Genomic DNA, 19,412 nt, shown 5'->3' with positions numbered 1-19,412 from the left:
TGTATTTATTGTATGAAAAAAGATGTAGCTATTATTGGTGCAGGTTTGGTCGGTTCATTGCTTTCTATTTATTTATCAAAAAGAGGATATAAGGTTAGCATTTATGAACGCAGACCGGATATGCGAAAGGAAAAAATAGCCGCGGGACGTTCTATCAACCTGGCTTTAAGCGATAGAGGTATCAGGGCATTGGAAGAAGTAGGAATTATGGAATCTCTCAGGGAGATCGCTATCCCAATGCATGGGCGATACATTCATAATGCAGATGGTAAAGCCGCTTATCAGCCGTACGGGAAACAAGGACAGTTTATCAACTCGGTATCACGGGCAGAGTTGAATAAGAAATTAATGGATTTTGCGGAACAGCATAATGTAGAAATTATCTTCAATTATAAATGCACGGATATCGATTGGAAAAAAAGGAAAATAATTTTTGAAAAAACGAACAACCACCAACTTTCAACTACTGACTTCGACCTTCTATTCGGTGCCGACGGTGCTTATTCAGCGGCAAGATTACAGCACCAGTTGCAGCATGACAGGTTTCAATACCAGCAGCATTACATTGACTTCGGGTATAAAGAATTGACGATACCCGCGGGCAGTAATGGAACTTTCCAACTAGAAAAAAATGCCTTGCATATCTGGCCGAGAGGTAATTATATGTTGATTGCTTTACCTAACAACGATGGAAGTTTCACCTGCACTTTATTCTTTCCATTTGAAGGAGAGCCTTCGTTCGGGTCGCTGAATACAAGGAAAAAAGTAAAAGCTTTTTTTGCAACAACATTTGCCGATGCTTTCCCATTAATGCCCACGCTGGAAGATGATTTTTTTAAAAATCCAACTACTTCACTCGTTACAGTGAAATGCTATCCCTGGATACGGGAAGATAAATTTGCCCTGATTGGTGATGCGGCCCATGCCATTGTTCCTTTTTTCGGCCAGGGAATGAATTGCGGTTTCGAAGATTGTTCCGTATTGGATGAAATGATCGGGAAATATAATCATGATTGGGCCACTATTTTAAAAGAATACCAGCAACTGCGAAAGCCTGATGGAGATGCTATTGCGGAACTGGCGTTGAACAATTTTATTGAGATGCGGGATAGAGTTGCAGATCCCTCTTTTTTATTACAAAAAAAAATAGAAGCAAGACTGCACGAAAAATATCCCGATAAATGGATCCCGGCGTACTCACAAGTAACCTTCAGTCCGCAAATTAGATATAGCGATGCCTTTCAAAATTCAATGCGGCAGGAAGCAATTATGCAGGAGGTAATGGCAATATCCGGTATTGAAGCTAAGTGGCAATCTTCAGAAATCGAAAACCTGGTGTTACAAAAATTGGAACGCAGATAATCATGATTGTGAAGATTACGCTGTAAATCATAATTGATCATCACAATCGTAAAAATCTGCGTTCTCCCTACCTTCGCAGCCATGACAAGACAGCAATTAATTGAACAGATTCGGCAAAGGAAGTCTTATCTCTGTGTGGGGTTGGACACAGATATCACAAAAATTCCTAAACATCTTTTAGCTGCAGCAGATCCAATTTTTGAGTTTAATAAAGCGATTATTGATGCAACGAAAGACTTGTGTGTAGCCTATAAGATCAATACAGCTTTTTATGAAGCATTGGGATTAAAAGGCTGGGAGGCAATGGAAAAAACGGTGCGCTATATCGGCGATGAGCATTTTAAAATTGCCGATGCCAAGCGGGGCGATATAGGCAATACATCTGATCAATACGCCAAAGCTTTTTTTGAAACGCTGCCTTTTGATTCCGTGACAGTAGCGCCATATATGGGCGAGGATAGTGTAAGACCTTTTTTGCAATATCCCGGTAAATGGGCCATCGTGTTAGGACTTACTTCGAATGCAGGCGCAAAGGATTTTGAATTAAAAAGATTGGCTCGTGAAGACCTGCCTACCGGTCAGGCAGGCACGAACCAGGGCGGCGAGTTGTTATATGAAAAAGTTTTAAAAACTGTTTCGGCCTGGGGTTCGCCTGGCAATTTAATGTTTGTAGTAGGCGCTACACAAGCCGATGCATTTACTAATATCCGAAAGCTTACCCCTGATCATTTTTATTTAGTACCCGGCGTAGGTGCGCAGGGCGGAAGTTTAAAAGATATTTCTGAAAAAGCAATGAATAAAGATTGTGGTTTGTTGGTAAATGCCAGCCGGGCTGTTATTTATGCTTCGAATGGGGAGGATTTTGCAATGAAGGCAAGATCTGTTGCGGAGGAATACCGTACAGAAATGGCTTCTTATATAAAATAACCCGGAGGTTAATCAAAATTTATTGAGGGAAGAAATGCGTGCCGATTTGCCGTCTTTCTAAGGCAGGCCCAAACCCTTACCTTTGCGCCAAATAAAATGATTGCGCTATGGCGGCCCGCACAGACCTTTTTCAAAGCCCGGATTATTTTAATGTAGATGATTTGCTTACCGAAGAACATAAACATATTCGTGAAGCCGTTCGTGGATATGTGAAGAAAGAAATTTCTCCGGTTATTGAAGATTATGCGCAAAAAGCTGAATTTCCTCAACAAACCGTAAAGCAGTTGGGTGATCTTGGTTGCTTCGGGCCAACCATACCGGTAGAGTATGGCGGCGGCGGGTTGGATTATATCAGCTACGGATTGATGATGCAGGAATTGGAACGCGGAGATAGCGGTGTTCGTTCCACTGCATCTGTGCAGGGATCATTGGTGATGTTTCCTATTTACGCCTACGGCAGCGAAGAGCAACGCAAAAAATATTTACCCAAATTGGCAAGTGGTGAATGGCTGGGCTGTTTTGGATTGACAGAGCCCAACCATGGGAGCGATCCATCCAGTATGCTGACCAATATAAAGGATGCCGGTGATCATGTTATTTTGAATGGTGCTAAGATGTGGATTAGCAATGCGCCTTTTTCACAGGTAGCTGTGGTGTGGGCCAGGGATGAGGAGAATGTAATCAGGGGTTTGATTGTTGAAAGAGGCATGGCAGGATTTACTACACCGACCACCCATGGAAAATGGAGTTTGCGGGCCAGTGCCACCGGTGAATTGGTTTTTGATAATGTGAAAGTGCCGAAGGAAAATATATTTCCTAATGTAAAGGGATTAAAGGGCCCGCTGGGCTGTTTGACAAAGGCCCGTTATGGTATTGCCTGGGGTGTGATTGGCGCCGCCATGGATTGCTATGACACGGCATTGCGTTATTCACAAGAACGGGTGCAGTTTGATAAACCAATTGGCGGATTTCAACTGCAGCAAAAGAAACTGGCCGAAATGATCACAGAAATCACCAAGGCGCAATTACTGAACTGGCGGCTCGGCGTATTGATGAATGAAGAAAAGGCAACACCACAACAGGTGAGTATGGCAAAAAGAAATGGTTGTGAGGTCGCCGCAGATATATGCCGGGATGCAAGACAAATGCTCGGTGCTATGGGGATCACCGGCGAGTATTCCGTGATGCGACACATGATGAATCTTGAAAGTGTGATTACCTATGAGGGAACACACGATATTCATTTGCTGATAACAGGTATGGATGTTACGGGGATAAATGCATTTAAGTGAAACTCTCTGTCTCCCTAAAGGGAGAACTTAGATCGGTGTTTTCTTTTCTTTTTTGAAGTTCTTTATAGTAATTAGCTGAATGATTGTGACACCAACTTCGGTTCCTTGATCAACAGTGGTTGCGCCTGCCCCGACGAGGAGCAAAGCGACGGAACTCGGGGTCGCACACTTTAAGGTTTTGTTCATTATTGAACAAGGGTAAGAGAATAAAAATTCTAATAATAATTTTCAAATCCTCCCTCCTGAGTTTATCGAAGGATAGGGGCAAAGGAAAACTTTTACTATAGGACTAAACTTGGGGGTTTATGAGGATATTTCTTATCGGCTTTATGGGCTCAGGTAAAACACATTGGGGACGGCTATTGAGCCAAAAACTCAGCCTGCCTTTTTTTGATCTTGATGAACAAATAGAGAATGCTGAGAATAAATCTATCAATGAAATTTTCGAACAAAATGGCGAAGAATATTTCCGGCAAAAGGAGAAAGAAGTTTTGCATATCATCACGGAAAGTCATTCAACGTTTGTGATGTCATGCGGCGGCGGCGCTCCCTGCTATTACAATAACATTGAGTATATGAACCGCGCTGGTGCTACGGTTTGGCTCAATACGTCCTGCGACACACTGTTCAAACGTTTATTGAAAGAGAAAGAGAATCGACCTTTATTGAAAACTTTGTCAGACGATCAGTTGATGTCGTTTATAAAAAAGAAATACGCTGATCGCCGCATCTATTACGAACAGGCCGGCATGATCATAGATGATGAGAATATTACATTAGATAAGTTTATAGAAAAAGTTTTTCATGCATAAATTATTTTTATCGATTGGAGCTTTGTTAGGTGGTGTAGCAGTAGCGCTTGGCGCTTTTGGCGCACATGGATTAAAAAAGATTGTACCTCCCGAAACCGTCAATACATTTCAAACAGGAGTACAATACCAGATGTATCATGCCCTGGCGCTGATAGCTGTGGGCATTGCTTTTGAACGATTCCCTAATAAGTTCATGACATGGGCAGGCGCCTGTTTCGGTATCGGCATGCTGCTTTTTTCAGGATCGCTTTACCTGCTTACGATTTTAAAGGCTACAGGCAAAGTTGGATTAGAAGGACTAGGCATCATTACTCCGTTTGGCGGCTTGTTCTTTATTGTTGGCTGGGTGTTGCTCTTCGTTGGAGTAATGAAAAGCAGTTTATAGCGGCAACTTTAATATCGTAGTTGTACCTACCGTATTTTCAATTTGGTAGGAACCGCCGATACTTTCCATTCTTTTCGCAATATTCTTCAATCCATTTCCAAATTGCCTGATCTTTTGCCGGTCAATACCAACGCCATTGTCCGTTATCTGGATGATTAAGTCCCTGTCGATAGTGAAATCAATTTTTAATTCCGAAGCTTTAGAATGCTTCAATACGTTGTTCAGTGTTTCTTTGACGCACAAAAACAGGTTGCGCCGCTTATCGCCGGTAAGTTCGGTGGGTTCTATTTGATCCGGGGTTGTGATCTTGCAAATGATAGGAGTGTTTTCAAAATATTCAATCGCATAAGACCGGATATAGGAAACGAGGTTGTCAATCGTATCATTGCCGCTATTCATACTCCAGATGATCGCATTCATTTTATTCAGTACTTCATCCGCTGAATGAGATATTTTTTCAATTTCTATTGGCGTATTTTCTTTCATCTTATTACGGGCAATTTCACTCATCAGCCTGATGGCCGTCATGCCCGATCCCAGTTCGTCATGCATATCTGCGGAAATGCGTTCCCTTTCCTGTTGCTGTGCTTTGTAGATAGCAATTTCTTTTTCATATTCATTGAGCTGGTTCTTGGCTTTCAATTGCTCTCTTTCTCTTGTCTGCGCAATCAGCCGGCGTTTGTTTTTGTGATTAAGACCCAGCAAAAAGAATATCAGTTCCAGCAATAGTCCAATTTCATAATAGAACAACGAAGATCCCAAGATGGCGGGCAGATTTCTGGGGACAATATTGCCTGTTAACATTAGTAGAGAGAAAAGTGAGAACAACAGGAGGAAGAGATTACCCCAAAACAGGTAGACCAGCAACTTGTCCTGCCAATGCCTGGTTGAGTAAACAAGAAAGATTACTATCATCGCCAGTAGCAATAGCTTGGTAGTATTTTCAATTTTATTTTCTAACGGGAAATTATAGGTGAAGTAATGCACATAGGTGTAAAGCAAGGTGGAAACGACCAGCAGCAAAATACCTACATTATAAAACTTGTGGAGAAAGGGGTGATGTTTGCGGGTAGCCAGGAATTTTTGCATAAACAGCATGTACATGAGGATGCCCGTGTTTTGCATGATAAGATCAAGGTAGGTCTCCTGGAAAAAACTAAACCAACTGGTATGATAGCTATGAATCGCCTTTATAAAAAGCATCAAACCCAGGAAGAAAGCATAACCGGAATAATAAAGAAACTCCTGGTTGCCGCCCTGTGAATAAGTAGCCAGCGAAAAAAGAATCATCATCAACAATAACCCGCAAAAGAGATGCGTGACGATTTTTGACTCCATGTTAGTAGCATCAAGGTCTTTCACATAAGAACTCAAAAATTCCGGGCTTATGAGGCTTGGGCGAATGGCGTTGAGGTGAGTCCTGACCAGCGTTAATTCAATAATCAACGTGGCAGAGTCGTGGGCCGGCAGGGTAATGAGGCGGTAACTGATTTCTTTTGGTTTTTCGGGAAGAATGGAGGGGATTTTTTGTAGCCGGCCTCCCACCAATTGGTACAATTGCGCATCCCAAAAATAGAGTCCGGGGAAAAACCAGCAGGAATGCGTCGTATCTGATGTGTTGACAATTTTGAACCGCAGGATCGCCTTTTTGGTGACGTTATTTTCAGGAACAAACCGGTCTTTTCGTGTCATACGCCTAAAGGCGAGTTGGCTATATTCTTCTGCTACTGTTTTAGTGGGATCGATATAAGTGAGTTCAATCTTCGCTGCTATTTCCTGCGATAGCGTTATTTTACTGATATCGATATATGGAATTTGAGCCGTGTCGGGGTTTATGACGGGTCCGGGTTGGGCAACCAGGTTTTCCACAAGTAGTAATAAAAAGAATATTGGAAAAAACCGATAGTTGCCCATATTGCAGTTCATTGGTAAAGAATAGTCAAATTTAATACTTGATGATATGTTTTAATAGTATAACAGCTACCACTTTCAGGTAATTTTGAATACGATTTACCGTTATCCAATGGGCCAAACGAAGCAGTAGGTGGCTTCTATGACCCTGATGAAAATTGCAAACTACATTATCTTTGCCGCCATGGCCAATAAGCAGAAAAAGACCACCCCCAAAAAAGTGAAAGCCGACCCGAAGAAAGCTGAGGCAAAACCTTTTAAACCGGATACAGAAGAAAAAATTGACTGGAAAGAGCTTGCCCGCGATGAACGGACCTGGAAAATCACCGGCGCCGTTTTCTTATTGATCGCCATTTTTCTCTTCATTGCTTTTATCTCGTACTTTTTTACGTGGAAAGAGGACCAGGACAAAGTTTTCAGGGATGGTCTTTTGTTTAATAATGATATAAAAGTTTCCAACCTGCTGGGGCGCCTCGGAGCCATTGTTTCGCATTTTTTTATTTATAAGGGGTTCGGTGTTGCCTCGCTACTCATCGGTACATTCTTTTTTGTGGTAGGTACCAACCTGTTGGTAAACCGCAAAGTATTTTCCATTTGGCGCAACCTCAAATATGTGACCATTGGCTTGCTGGTGCTATCAGTTTCATTGGCATTTATTTTATCCAATAGCGAGTTTCGTTTTGGTGGCGGTGTGGGTAACCTTATCAGCAATTGGCTGATTGGAATTTTCGGCAATTTCGGCACAGCAGCTTTGCTGTTCGTTGTCGCTTTTGCCTATATCATCTGGCAATTCAATCCAAGTTTTAATGTGCCGATACGCCAGGAAAAGCCGGTTACGATTGCAGATGAGGTGATGGAAAACCTGAAAGAGGAAGGAGAGGAAGAAGAAATACCGGGGGTACCCGGCGCAAAAACCATCAATGACAAGTATGCGGAAGCAGCTGCATTGGACCAAAAAGGCAATAGTTTGAAGAATAATGCTGGCATGCTTGACCTCACCATCAACGACAGCCCTGGCAATCATGAAATGCAGATGGTTGAAAAAGACGACGCAGGTGAGGATCTCCTGATGGATGATCAACCAATTGAAAAAGAAATGGTGTCGGATATCCTGCACAAGTATGAAGATTACCCGACGGAACCGGTCCAGGAATTAAAAAAAGACTTCGACGTCCCACCACCATTGCAAAAACCTAAAAAGGAAATTCCAGTCAGCAACCTGGAGCTTGAAATAAATACAGATCCTCAACCGGAACAAGAAGAGGAAGAAGTGATAGAAGCTGATCCCGAAAAACTGGCTCCATATGAACCTACACTGGATCTAAAGAATTATAAGTACCCGAGCCTTGACTTGCTCGAAACACACGGCAGTGAAAAAATAATACAGGATCCTGCAGAATTGGAGAATAACAAAAACCAGATCATCGCTACTCTTCGAAATTACGCTATCGAAATTCAAAAGATTAGTGCCACAGTTGGACCTACTGTGACCCTATATGAAATAGTTCCTGCTGCTGGCGTTAGAATATCCCGTATCAAAAACCTGGAAGACGACATAGCCCTGAGCCTTGCGGCGCTGGGCATACGTATCATTGCTCCGATACCAGGTAAAGGAACGATTGGTATTGAAGTGCCGAATGCAAAGAAGACCATTGTCAGTATGCGGACACTGCTTGACTCTGATAAATTCAAGCAAAACAATTTTTCGCTGCCGATAGCTATTGGTAAAAAAATCAATAACGAAAACTTTATCGTTGACCTGGCAAGTATGCCGCACCTGCTGATGGCAGGTGCTACCGGCCAGGGTAAATCGGTTGGATTGAATGCTATTCTGGTTTCGCTGTTGTATTGCAAACATCCATCCCAGTTGAAGTTTGTGTTGGTGGATCCGAAAAAAGTAGAGCTGAGTGTTTATAGTACGATCTCCAATCATTTTTTGGCCAAGCTGCCCAACGAAGAAGATGCAATTATCACCGATACAAAAAAGGTGATCAATACGCTGAATGCTTTGTGTATTGAAATGGATAATCGCTATGATCTGCTAAAGGAAGCTGGTTGCCGCAATATCAAAGAATATAACACCAAGTTTATTGCAAGAAGGCTGAATCCGCAGAAAGGTCATCAATTTTTACCGTTTATTGTTTTGGTAGTGGATGAATTTGCCGACCTGATCATGACGGCGGGTAAAGAGGTAGAAATGCCAATAGCCCGCCTGGCCCAGTTAGCCCGGGCAGTAGGTATTCACCTGATCATCGCTACGCAAAGACCTTCGGTAAATATCATCACCGGTACTATCAAAGCTAACTTCCCGGCACGTATTGCTTTTAAAGTAAGTAGTAAGATCGACAGCCGCACAATTTTAGATGCTGGCGGTGCTGAGCAGTTAATTGGTAAAGGAGATATGCTGATCAGTTATAATGGTGAAATTGTTCGCCTGCAGTGTGCATTTGTCGACACTCCCGAGGTAGATAAAATTGCTGACTTTATCGGCTACCAGGAAGGTTATCCACAAGCATTCCTGCTACCGGAATATATTGATGAAAAGGACCTGGAGGGCAAGGAATTTGACCTGTCAGACCGGGATTCTTTATTTGAAGATGCAGCCCGCCTTATTGTTCAAAACCAGGTTGGTTCTACTTCATTATTGCAACGTCGCATGAAACTGGGTTATAACCGGGCTGGTCGTTTAATGGATCAACTCGAAGCGGCCGGTATAGTAGGAGCCAACCAGGGAAGTAAAGCAAGAGAGGTACTGATCAAAACCGAAATGGACCTTCAACAGCATTTAGACACATTAGGTTATTAACCTGTTAAGAAAAATTCATCCTTTGCAACCCGGTACGGTCATTGCCAGTCTATAGACGTAATTACCTATTTTTGCAACCCTTTGAAAACAAGATATTCTTTAATTTAAAATTAACAATCATGCGGAAGTTATACATAGCCATGGTTTTATTGATTAGCAGTTCAGTTGTTATTGCCCAAAAAAATGATCCGGCAGCCAAGCAGGTGCTGGACGCAGTGAGTGCTAAATTCAAAACTTTTTCATCTGTCCAGGCGGGATTTGCTTACAAAGTGGAAAATGCAGCTGGTAAAGCTCTTTCTAACAAAAGCGGAACCGTGTGGATGAAAGGAAATAAATACAAAGTAAGTTTTGGCGGCCAGGATATTTTCAGCGACGGTAAAACAGTGTGGAATTATGACAAAAACAGTAATGAAGTAACCATTAATAATATAGATGCTTCAGGCAGCACGTTGACTCCTCAGAAACTGTTCACTAACTTTTATGATAAAGATTTTCTTTATCTCTTAAATGGTGAGAAAAAAGTTGGTAGCAAAACGTTGCAGGAAATTGAGATGACACCTACTGATAAAAGCAAGGCTTTTCATAAAGTGTACCTGCAAGTAGACAAAGCAGCAAAAACAATCTATAGCACTAAAGTGCTGGAAAATGGCGGTAACCGGTATACTTACACCGTGAGCACCATGAAAACCAATGCCCCGTTGGCAGACAACCAGTTTGTGTTTGATAAAAGTAAGTATCCTGGCGTGGAAGTAGTGGATTTAAGATAGTCGTCTGAACCATGATTTGGGTGGATTAGATGAACTATGAGGAAATTTGGAAAAGTTATCATTTACAAAGTGCAGCTGAAAATTTGGTAAAAAACAGTTAATCACAAGAACAGATAATAAAAAAGGTCGCTGAAAACGACCTTTTTTATTTCTGCTAAATCTTTATAATCCACCCAAATCCAGGTTCAGAAAATTGCTTTCCTGATTTTTACCAATTGCTCCAACAAGCCTTCCAGCAAATCAAGTTTCAACATATTTGCGCCATCGCTTTTTGCAACAGCAGGATTCGGATGTGTTTCAATAAACAAACCATCGGCACCTGTCGCAATAGCGGCTTTTGCTATAGTACCAATCAGCTGCGGGTTGCCACCCGTTACCCCCGACGTTTGATTGGGTTGCTGCAGTGAGTGAGTAACGTCCATTACTACAGGTACTTTGTGTTCCTGCATCCAGGGGATATTGCGATAATCGACTACCAGGTCCTGGTAACCAAAAGTTGTTCCTCTTTCAGTCAAAATGATTTTGTCGTTCCCGGTGTTCCTAATTTTTTCAACCGCGAATTTCATAGAAGGGCCGCTAAGAAATTGCCCCTTCTTCACATTCACCACTTTTCCTGTTTCACCGGCTGCAATCAGCAAATCAGTTTGCCGGCACAAGAAGGCAGGTATCTGTAAAATGTCAATATATTTTGCAGCGATTGCGGCTTCTTCATGTGCATGAATATCGGAGGTCGTTGGCAGTTTAAATTTTTCACCCACTTTCTTCACCAGGGCTAATGCAGTCTCATCACCAATACCGGTAAAGGAGGAGGCACTGGTTCTGTTTGCTTTTCGATAAGATGCTTTAAAAATATAGGGTATTCCCAATCTTTTGCATATCGCAGATACTTTGTCCGCTACTTCCATGATCAGTTCTTCACTTTCCACCACGCAGGGGCCAGCTATCAGAAAGAAATTTTTTTGATCAAACGATTGAGCAGCGAACAGGTCAGTGAACATTTTTTCCATGGCGCAAAAATAGTCGATAGTTTGCAGTTGCGCCGGTTGGTTTTTGAAGTTTAGCTTTTACTTTTGAGGCCTCAAAAAAATCTATGGTAAGAGAAAAGATACTGGTGATTGGCGCCAGCGGACAAATAGGGGTGGAGTTAACACTGGCTTTACGGAAGATATATGGTAACAGCAATGTGATTGCATCTGATTTACGGGAGCAAAATCCACTGCTCGAGGGAACAGGCCCTTATGTAAGCCTGGATGTAATGAACAAAGAGATGTTGCATGTGCAGGTGATCAGGCAGAACATTACACAGATTTATCTTTTGGCTGCTATTCTTTCGGCAACAGGAGAGAAGAACCCCGGTCTTGCCTGGCATCTCAATATGCAGGGATTGTTAAATGTATTGGAAATTGCAAGGGAAGAAAAATTATACAAAGTATACTGGCCATCTTCTATTGCTGTATTCGGGCCTACTTCGCCGCGGCAAAAATGTCCACAGCAAACTATCATCGAACCTATTACTGTGTATGGCATCAGTAAGTATGCCGGGGAATTCTGGTGCAATTATTATCACATGAAGTTTGGCGTGGATGTGCGGAGCCTTCGATACCCCGGATTGATCTCTTATAAATCGGAACCGGGTGGTGGCACTACCGATTATGCTGTTGAAATTTTTCACGAAGCATTGGAAGAAAAAAAATATGAATCCTTTTTAAAAGAGGATACTTACCTGCCAATGATGTATATGCCCGATGCTATACGGGCTACTATCGAATTGATGGAAGCTCCGGCTGCAAAAATTGGTATTCGTACATCCTATAATATTTCTTCGATGAGTTTTTCCCCAAAAGATATCTCAGCAGAGATAAAAAAACATATACCTGAGTTTTCGATTTACTATAAGCCAGATTATCGCCAGGCAATTGCTGATAGCTGGCCTCAAAGCATAGATGATAGCGTGGCAAGGGCCGACTGGGGATGGAAGGAAGAATATGATTTGGCTGCCATGACAAAGGACATGCTGAATAACTTACAGAACCACGATTAGAAAATTGTTAGGTATTTACAGGAGATATCTCATTCCCTGCTTGTAGGTCCATTTGGTATAACCATTACTTTGTAGTGAAAATCCGATATAAACCTTAATCATCGTGGTTCTCCCCTGACAATATCAAAATCCTTGAACCTTTGTAACGGAATTTTTTCAACTTTTACGCCAGTAACAATGGCTCTTTCAGGACCCTGGTTGCACCATTGAATCAATTGCTCTAATTGTGCTTCAGTGCCGGTAGCGATTATTTGAACTGAGCCATCACGTTTATTTTTGACCATACCGGTGATGCCTGTTTCAATGGCTTTGGCTTTTGTAGTCTGCCGATAAAATACTCCCTGTACTAATCCTTCTACAATAATGGATACGCTTTGTAACATACTTAAAACTTGATCTGCTGAATGATTTGTTCAAGAAAAAGCTGGTCAGTTGTATCAAACTGATCAGCTTCTTCACTGTCGACATCCAACACAGCAATTACCTCGCCATTACGAATAACCGGCACGACTATCTCTGACTTTGATAGACTGCTACAGGCAATGTGACCGGGAAATTTTTCTACATCGGGAACAATGAGTGTGGTTGCCTGCGCCCAACTGGCACCACAAACACCTCTATTTTTTTTAATGCGTGTACAGGCAACAGGCCCCTGGAATGGGCCCAACACAAGTTCGTCTCCTTTTACAAGATAAAAACCAACCCATAACCATTTAAACTGTTCCTTTAATGCCGCGACTGTATTCGCTAAGTTGGCAATAAGGTCAGTTTCTCCTTCTAATAAGCCTTTGATTTGTGGTAGCAGTGATTGGTATTGTTCTTCCTTGCTACCTGTAATGATGGATAAATCTTCTGCCATGTGGCAAAGATAGAACGAAGAAAACGTGGAACAGGTTAATAAAAAATTATTGTTTTCCGCTCATTTCTTTCCGAGGTATTTACCAATAGAAATACCATATACCCGGTGATAAACGGAAGGACCAAAATCTGCATTGTTCATGTTGCCAATACCATAATTGTATTGTACAAAGAATTGAAAACCATTTTTTGTTTCATAGCCAAATTGCATAATAAGATTAGCGGCAACTCTTCCATATTTGGTGAAGCTAAAGGTCATATCCCGTTCTACGGTTGTATTGTCTTTCTTGGTAAACTTTTCTTTGCCGGATAATTGCAGGTCAACTGAAGGACCGGCCTTTACGAAAAAGTGACCGGGCTGTGCGGTAAAGTCGTATTGAGCCAACGCTCCTAATTCGAACGTATGAATGGTTGTATTGTTATCGATGGCCATGCTATCCGGAGGGGATGCTTTTTGCGTAAAAGCTACTTCATATCCTTTCAAGCTATAAAAAAAAGCAGGAGCGAAATACAATTTGTTTTCAAACGGAACTTTCAGTGTTGTGCCAAGTTGGAAGCCGCACTTGCCGGAAGTGGATTGTTTTTGCCCATTAATCGAATATTTCGCAGTGCTGATATGAGGACCGCCAAAAATTGCGGTTTTTACCTGTGCTTTACATACAAGGGTGGACATCACAAGCACAGTGGCTACTACAGTTTTTCTCATAAAAAGTCTCCAGGGTTCGGGTGCAGTTAATTAATTAAAGTGAAACTTGCGGCCTTACATTAGGATTACAGGCCATCCACGTGAGTGGGAGGGTTGGATTATCTAGGGGTAAAAATAGAAATTAATTTCAGGAAAGCAAACCCCGCCGGGCTTTTCTTTCACTCGGCATTATACTTCAGCGATTCGCCTTTGCCAATAGAAAGGTTTTGCCAATCACCAGCTTTTATGATTTTTCCGAGCATTACAATCTGTCCTGCGTGATAGGCGTAATGGGTAAGCTGCTGATGAATGGCTTCAATTACAACTAATGGTTTTGTTCGTATGTAAATAGTTTTTGCAAGATCGCTGACGGTTAAAGATTCAAGTGCACCAAAAACGCATTGCCAACCCTCTTCCCAAAGTTGTAATAGTTTTTCTTTGGAATAGGAGTGAATTTCAAATTCATCATCACGTTGCCGCCAGCTTTTTTCGCCATCCTCTGTTAAGAAATTGGTCCATCGGCTTAACATATTGCCATGCATATGGGTGATGTTGATGGCGATGCTATTTGTTTGCTCATTTGGCTGGTAGTGAAAATCTCTATCATTGATTTGAGCAAAAGTTTTTTCAGCCAGCAACTTATAATCTTTGAACTGCTGAATCGCACTTTTAAGAAAAATCACCTCGTCCATAATTTTTCAGTTTAATCTTATAAAAGAATAGCAGAAAAGTTTGGTAGTTCCCGAAAAGCCAGGGCTGTGCATTGATAAACCGCTTAGGAGTCTAGGTTACCAACCTCTCGCATCATCGTCTCCGCGGTTGTCGGCTACGGCTTCAAATTTTCCGTCGGGTGAAACCTTTATTACCTCTGTTCTGCCAATGCCTCCACGCTGTACTATATGGTAGCCCATCTGTTGAAGAGCTGTTATAACCTCTATCGGAAAAGCATTTTCTACATCAACCGAGTCGGGGAGCCATTGATGATGAAATTTTGGTTTATACACCGCATCTTCCGTGCTCATATTAAACTCGATGATGTTTACCAGTGTTTGAAAAACGGAAGTCGGAATTGTCGTACCACCTGGGGTGCCCACCACTAAAAAAGGTTTATCATTCTTCAAAACAATGGTTGGCGTCATTGAACTCAACATTCTTTTGCCGGGCTGAATGGCATTGGCTTCGCCACCTACTGCGCCATACATATTGGGAACGCCCGGTTTAATGCTAAAATCATCCATTTCATCATTGAGGAAAAAACCAGCGCCACCTACAACCGTATAGCTGCCGTAAGAATTATTAAGCGTAGTAGTGACGGCAACGGCGTTGCCTTCCTTATCAATAACACTCAGGTGTGTTGTTTCTTCGCTTTCGGCCACCGGTAATGATCCCGGTTTGATCAAACTGCTGGGTGTAGCTTTTGTAGAGTCATAATCCCTCATTCGTTGTTGGATATATACATCGTTCGTCAGCATTTTGACGGGAACTTTATAATAATCGGCATCGCCCATATATTCCGCCCGGTCGGCATAAGCTCTTCTTTCTGCCTCAATCATTAATTGTACAGCTGCAGGAGAATGAAAACCCATTGATGCAATATTGCGGCTTTCGATCATCTTCATCATTTGATGCAGCAACACACCACCGCTGCTTGGCATGGGCATGCCTATTACTTTGTAATCTTTATAATGAAAAACATGCGGTTCCCTTATTTTGGCTACATAGTTTTTCAGATCATCAGGAGTGATGATGCCATTACCCCGTTTCATTTCTTCGACGATGAGCTTTGCTGTTTCACCTTCGTAAAATCCTGCGGCTCCGTTTTGTTTTATTCTTTTTAATGTGTTGGCAAGATCTTTTTGAATAAGTGTATCACCTTCTTTCCAGCCGTTATCTTTTACAAACACGGGCCTCTCCGTATTATTTTTTTTTAAGTCATCCTGGAGCCCGTTCAATGAATTGGCTTCTCTTTTACTAATCACAAATCCTTTTTCTGCCAACTGTATCGCAGGTTCAATCAACTTATCAAAAGATAGTTTTGCATATTTGGCTGAAGCAAACAACCCAGCCACCGTGCCCGGAACACCGCTGGATAAATGTCCTTCCTGGCTCTTATCCGTTCTTGCATTACCGGCTGAATCGATATACATATCACGATGTGCTTTGCCCGGAGCCATTTCTCTATAGTCTATAGAAATTTCTTTTCCGTCACTCAACTTTGCCACCATAAATCCACCACCACCGAGGTTGCCCGCATTTGGGTACACCACTGCTAATGCTAATTGAGTGGCTATAGCTGCATCCACGGCATTACCCCCTTTTTTTAAAATTTCAAGACCAGCCTGGCTAGCCAATGGATGTGCCGATACAACAGCGCCATTATCTGCAATTGCTTTCTTTTGAATGGAATACCGGTAAGGATTAAATCCCGTGGAACTGGGATCAATTTTTTTTGTTACATGACAGGCTATTAAGAGAAGGGGAAAAGAAAGAAGAAGTAACAAATTTTTTTTCATAACAGATTAATATAATCAGCGTCGCAAATAGAAATCTATTGCTGGTAGTTTAATTAATTGTGCAATTTAATCATTAAATTTAGTGAAGTGTTAAGACCCTGCTAACGTCGCTTCCATCCAGAGACAGACTTTTTTTATTAATATAAAACAATACTGCTATGATGAGAGCTAATCGCACTGCTGTACAAACACTTTGTCTCCTCCTTGTTTTTATTTTGTCTGGTTTAATGGCTTCGGCACAAACCGGAACCGTTAAAGGCTCAGTTAAAAATGCCAATGGCGAAGCACTTCCCGGAGCCTCTGTCCAGGTACAAGGTTCCAAAGCCGGAACGGTGGCAGATAATGAGGGGAATTATTCGATTTCCCTTACACCAGGAAAGCATGTCATTATTATTTCATTTGCGGGTTATGTTACAGAACGGACTGAAGTAAATGTTGCCGAAGGTTCGTCAACTGATTTGAGCATTTCATTAAAGGACGCCGGCGACCTGGGCAATATCACGGTGGTAGGCTCAAGAAACCTGACAAGAACAAGGGTTGAAACACCGGTGCCGGTTGATATTATCCCGATTTCACAAGTGATAAATGATATCGGGCAGGTTGATCTGAACCAGATCTTAAATTTTATAGCTCCATCTTTTCAATCCGCCCGGCAAACGATTGCTGATGGCACAGACCATGTGGATCCGGCACAATTAAGAGGACTGGGTACAGACCAGGTGCTGGTATTGATAAATGGCAAACGTCGTCACCAATCCGCATTGGTAAATGTAAATGGCACGGTTAACCGCGGTTCGGTAGGAACTGATATGAGTGCTATTCCCGCTACCGCCATCGAAAGAATCGAAATACTCCGTGATGGCGCTGCCGCCCAATATGGATCGGATGCTATCGCCGGTGTTATCAATATAGTGTTAAAAAAGAAAACGGGTCTGTTGGAAGCCGGCGTCAGCTATGGCAAATACATCACCAGCTATGATAAAAATTATGCTTTATATAAACTGGCTAATAAGCCGGATGATCCATCGGTGAAGGCCAGAGATGGAGGGAATTTCCAGGCCTCGGTAGGCTATGGATTTAATTTAGGTAAGGGATATTTATCACTGACTGGAGAATATATTGCCCGGGAGGCTACTAACAGAACTGGGACTTATACAGGTGCTGTATATCCCAATGTAAATGGAGTAAACAGGGACGACTCAATCCTTAGTGCAAAAGGGCAGACGAGGAATGATTTCGACATGAACATCGGGAACTCAAAGATGAATGGCGGCGCCATCTTTTACAATTTCGGCTATCCTTTGAGCGATAAAACTGAGCTATACCTGTTTGGGGGCTTCAGTAAAAAGAGTGGAACAGCTGCTGGTTTCTATCGTTATCCCAGCGGGCTACCGGGCGGCGCAAGACAATATGAACCCAATGTTTTAGCTATTTATCCCAGTGGCTTTTTACCAAGGATCAATTCTGACATTACAGACTTTTCTACATCAGCTGGGGTTCGCACCAAATTCAATCAATGGAATTTTGATATCAGCAATACTTTTGGAGCGAATAAATTTGACTTTACCATTGACAGATCAGTCAACTACACACAGTTTGCTATCCCCGGCAATAGTCAAACCGAGTTTGACGCAGGTGGTTTGAAATTTTGGCAAAATACCGTGAACGCTGATATCTCCCGTAAATATGATGTATTGGAAGGTTTAAACGTAGCAGCCGGTGCGGAATTTCGGATCGATGCATTTGGTATCAACAGCGGTGAGGAAGCGTCGTATAGGAATTTTGACACTGCGTCTAAAGCTGCTTCAGGGGCACAGGTATTTGCCGGTTTTGTTGACAGGATAGGTGATACCAAAACCAGGAATGCAAAAGCCGTGTACCTGGACCTGGAGCTGGATATCACCAAAAAATTTTTGGTAGCCGGCGCCTTGCGATTTGAAGATTATAGTGACTTTGGTTCTACACTCAATTACAAGTTGGCCAGTCGTTATAAATTCAGTGATCAATTTAATCTGCGGGCCTCGATGAGTTCAGGTTTCAGGGCACCGTCCATGCAGCAGCGCTTTTATGCCAAAACAAATACCCTGTTTGTATCCACGCCTTCAGGACTTGTACCCACAGAAAGCGGCACTTTTACCAATGATAGCAAAGCAGCGGAAATATTGGGCATTCCCAAACTGAAGGAAGAAACCAGCCACAACTATTCAGTTGGATTAACAGCCAAACCATTTCGTGGATTTGAAATAACAGTGGATGCCTACCAGATCGATATTGATGATCGCATTGTACTCACTAATAATTTTACCGGCGGAACGAACACACAATTGCAACAACAGCTGACCGCAGCCGGTGCCAGTACGGCAAACTTCTTTACCAATGCTATCGATACCCGTGCCCGTGGCCTGGAAGCCGTATTGTCGTATAATAAATCATTTGCCTCCAAACATTCCCTGTTAACTACACTGGCCATGACATTTATTGATAACGAAGTAAAAAAAGGTGGGGATGGCAAGCCCATTATTCATGCGTCTGAAATATTGGTCAATAGCGGACAATTGGGCAATTATTTCAACCGCGAAGATCAAAGCCGGATAGAGGTTGCCAATCCGAAGAATAAGATCAGTCTTGCTTTCAATTACAAGTATAAAAAGTTTGGCGCAATGCTTCGTTTTGTAAGATTTGGTAAGGTTCAATACCTCGATCCTTCCATTAATCCGTCAAACCCGGCAGCTTTCCCTGTAAATGCTTTTACGGGTGTTGCAGAAACCCTGGACCAGGAGTTTGATGCGAAGACAGTAACAGACCTGTCTCTTTCTTACCAAATAGTACCTATGCTGGGAGTAACTATCGGTGCCAATAATCTATTTGATGAATACCAGGACATGCATACACATAGCGGAAATATGAGCCTGGGACGTTTTGTGTACAGCCGTCGTGTGCAGCAGATGGGTTTCAATGGTGCTTATTATTTTGCAAGGCTTAAATTGAACCTGGAAACAAAAAAATAAGCGTTAAAACTTTCTAAAAACTATCGCAAAAACTTGTGATAGTTT

16 protein-coding genes are annotated in these 19,412 nt (G+C 42.2%); 9 read left to right on the top strand and 7 right to left on the bottom strand.

Annotation, left to right across the window (positions count from 1 at the left end):
- Positions 1 to 12: 12 nt before the first annotated feature.
- The 5 genes from ACFEL9_RS09600 to ACFEL9_RS09580 all read left to right on the top strand — a co-directional run bounded on the left by ACFEL9_RS09600 (position 13) and on the right by ACFEL9_RS09580 (position 4,778).
- Positions 13 to 1,362 carry an FAD-dependent oxidoreductase gene (locus ACFEL9_RS09600; protein WP_385888922.1) on the top strand — a complete coding sequence of 450 codons (1,350 nt, stop codon included), beginning with the start codon at positions 13 to 15 and terminating at the stop codon, positions 1,360 to 1,362.
- An 81-nt stretch (positions 1,363 to 1,443) separates the two neighbouring features.
- Positions 1,444 to 2,289 carry an orotidine-5'-phosphate decarboxylase gene (pyrF, locus tag ACFEL9_RS09595; protein ID WP_385888919.1) on the top strand — a complete coding sequence of 282 codons (846 nt, stop codon included), beginning with the start codon at positions 1,444 to 1,446 and terminating at the stop codon, positions 2,287 to 2,289.
- Positions 2,290 to 2,396: 107 nt separating this feature from the next.
- Positions 2,397 to 3,581 carry an acyl-CoA dehydrogenase family protein gene (locus ACFEL9_RS09590; protein ID WP_385888916.1) on the top strand — a complete coding sequence of 395 codons (1,185 nt, stop codon included), beginning with the start codon at positions 2,397 to 2,399 and terminating at the stop codon, positions 3,579 to 3,581.
- Between the two features lie 305 nt (positions 3,582 to 3,886).
- A complete protein-coding gene (locus ACFEL9_RS09585; protein ID WP_385888915.1) occupies positions 3,887 to 4,393 on the top strand; it encodes a shikimate kinase in 507 nt (168 codons plus the stop codon).
- The gene (locus tag ACFEL9_RS09580; RefSeq protein ID WP_385888913.1) at positions 4,386 to 4,778 is read left to right on the top strand and encodes a DUF423 domain-containing protein; all 393 of its coding nucleotides are present in this window, start codon (positions 4,386 to 4,388) and stop codon (positions 4,776 to 4,778) included. Before ACFEL9_RS09585 ends, ACFEL9_RS09580 begins: the two co-directional genes overlap by 8 nt.
- On the opposite strand, the gene ACFEL9_RS09575 is transcribed toward ACFEL9_RS09580, so the two are convergent.
- Complete coding sequence (locus ACFEL9_RS09575; protein WP_385888910.1) at positions 4,773 to 6,704, bottom strand: sensor histidine kinase; 1,932 nt, start codon at positions 6,702 to 6,704, stop codon at positions 4,773 to 4,775. The genes ACFEL9_RS09580 and ACFEL9_RS09575 overlap by 6 nt on opposite strands.
- Before the next feature lie 136 nt (positions 6,705 to 6,840).
- Between ACFEL9_RS09575 and ACFEL9_RS09570 the strand changes: the two genes are divergently transcribed.
- On the top strand, positions 6,841 to 9,495 hold the full coding sequence (locus ACFEL9_RS09570; protein ID WP_385888907.1) for an FtsK/SpoIIIE family DNA translocase: 2,655 nt from the start codon (positions 6,841 to 6,843) through the stop codon (positions 9,493 to 9,495).
- Positions 9,496 to 9,614: 119 nt separating this feature from the next.
- Positions 9,615 to 10,262 (top strand): outer membrane lipoprotein periplasmic chaperone LolA1, encoded by a 648-nt coding sequence (gene lolA1, locus ACFEL9_RS09565; protein ID WP_385888904.1) that lies wholly within the window; start codon positions 9,615 to 9,617, stop codon positions 10,260 to 10,262.
- Positions 10,263 to 10,447: 185 nt separating this feature from the next.
- Here lolA1 and kdsA read toward each other — a convergent pair whose 3' ends face one another.
- Positions 10,448 to 11,269, bottom strand: a complete 822-nt coding sequence (gene kdsA / locus ACFEL9_RS09560) for a 3-deoxy-8-phosphooctulonate synthase (RefSeq protein ID WP_385888902.1) — start codon at positions 11,267 to 11,269, stop codon at positions 10,448 to 10,450.
- 83 nt (positions 11,270 to 11,352) lie between these two features.
- On the opposite strand from kdsA, the gene ACFEL9_RS09555 reads away from it, so the two are divergent.
- Positions 11,353 to 12,303 (top strand): NAD-dependent epimerase/dehydratase family protein, encoded by a 951-nt coding sequence (locus tag ACFEL9_RS09555; protein ID WP_385888899.1) that lies wholly within the window; start codon positions 11,353 to 11,355, stop codon positions 12,301 to 12,303.
- Between the two features lie 98 nt (positions 12,304 to 12,401).
- Here ACFEL9_RS09555 and ACFEL9_RS09550 read toward each other — a convergent pair whose 3' ends face one another.
- The 5 genes from ACFEL9_RS09550 to ggt form a co-directional block, all read right to left on the bottom strand.
- Positions 12,402 to 12,686: an acylphosphatase gene (locus ACFEL9_RS09550; RefSeq protein WP_385888898.1), complete on the bottom strand. Its 285-nt coding sequence runs from the start codon at positions 12,684 to 12,686 to the stop codon at positions 12,402 to 12,404.
- Positions 12,687 to 12,688: 2 nt separating this feature from the next.
- Positions 12,689 to 13,162 carry a free L-methionine (R)-S-oxide reductase MsrC gene (gene msrC / locus ACFEL9_RS09545; protein WP_385888895.1) on the bottom strand — a complete coding sequence of 158 codons (474 nt, stop codon included), beginning with the start codon at positions 13,160 to 13,162 and terminating at the stop codon, positions 12,689 to 12,691.
- Between the two features lie 60 nt (positions 13,163 to 13,222).
- Positions 13,223 to 13,867, bottom strand: a complete 645-nt coding sequence (locus tag ACFEL9_RS09540) for a porin family protein (protein WP_385888893.1) — start codon at positions 13,865 to 13,867, stop codon at positions 13,223 to 13,225.
- Between the two features lie 158 nt (positions 13,868 to 14,025).
- Positions 14,026 to 14,538: a DUF1572 family protein gene (locus ACFEL9_RS09535; RefSeq protein WP_385888890.1), complete on the bottom strand. Its 513-nt coding sequence runs from the start codon at positions 14,536 to 14,538 to the stop codon at positions 14,026 to 14,028.
- A 96-nt stretch (positions 14,539 to 14,634) separates the two neighbouring features.
- Positions 14,635 to 16,359 (bottom strand): gamma-glutamyltransferase, encoded by a 1,725-nt coding sequence (gene ggt, locus ACFEL9_RS09530; protein ID WP_385888888.1) that lies wholly within the window; start codon positions 16,357 to 16,359, stop codon positions 14,635 to 14,637.
- A gap of 158 nt (positions 16,360 to 16,517) precedes the next feature.
- On the opposite strand from ggt, the gene ACFEL9_RS09525 reads away from it, so the two are divergent.
- Positions 16,518 to 19,367, top strand: a complete 2,850-nt coding sequence (locus ACFEL9_RS09525; RefSeq protein WP_385888885.1) for a TonB-dependent receptor — start codon at positions 16,518 to 16,520, stop codon at positions 19,365 to 19,367.
- Positions 19,368 to 19,412: the final 45 nt, after the last annotated feature.

It is taken from the genome of Terrimonas alba (genome assembly GCF_042434975.1).
GTDB classification, from domain to species: Bacteria; Bacteroidota; Bacteroidia; order Chitinophagales; family Chitinophagaceae; genus Terrimonas_B; species Terrimonas_B alba.
This window is presented reverse-complemented; position numbering and strand designations above follow the sequence as displayed.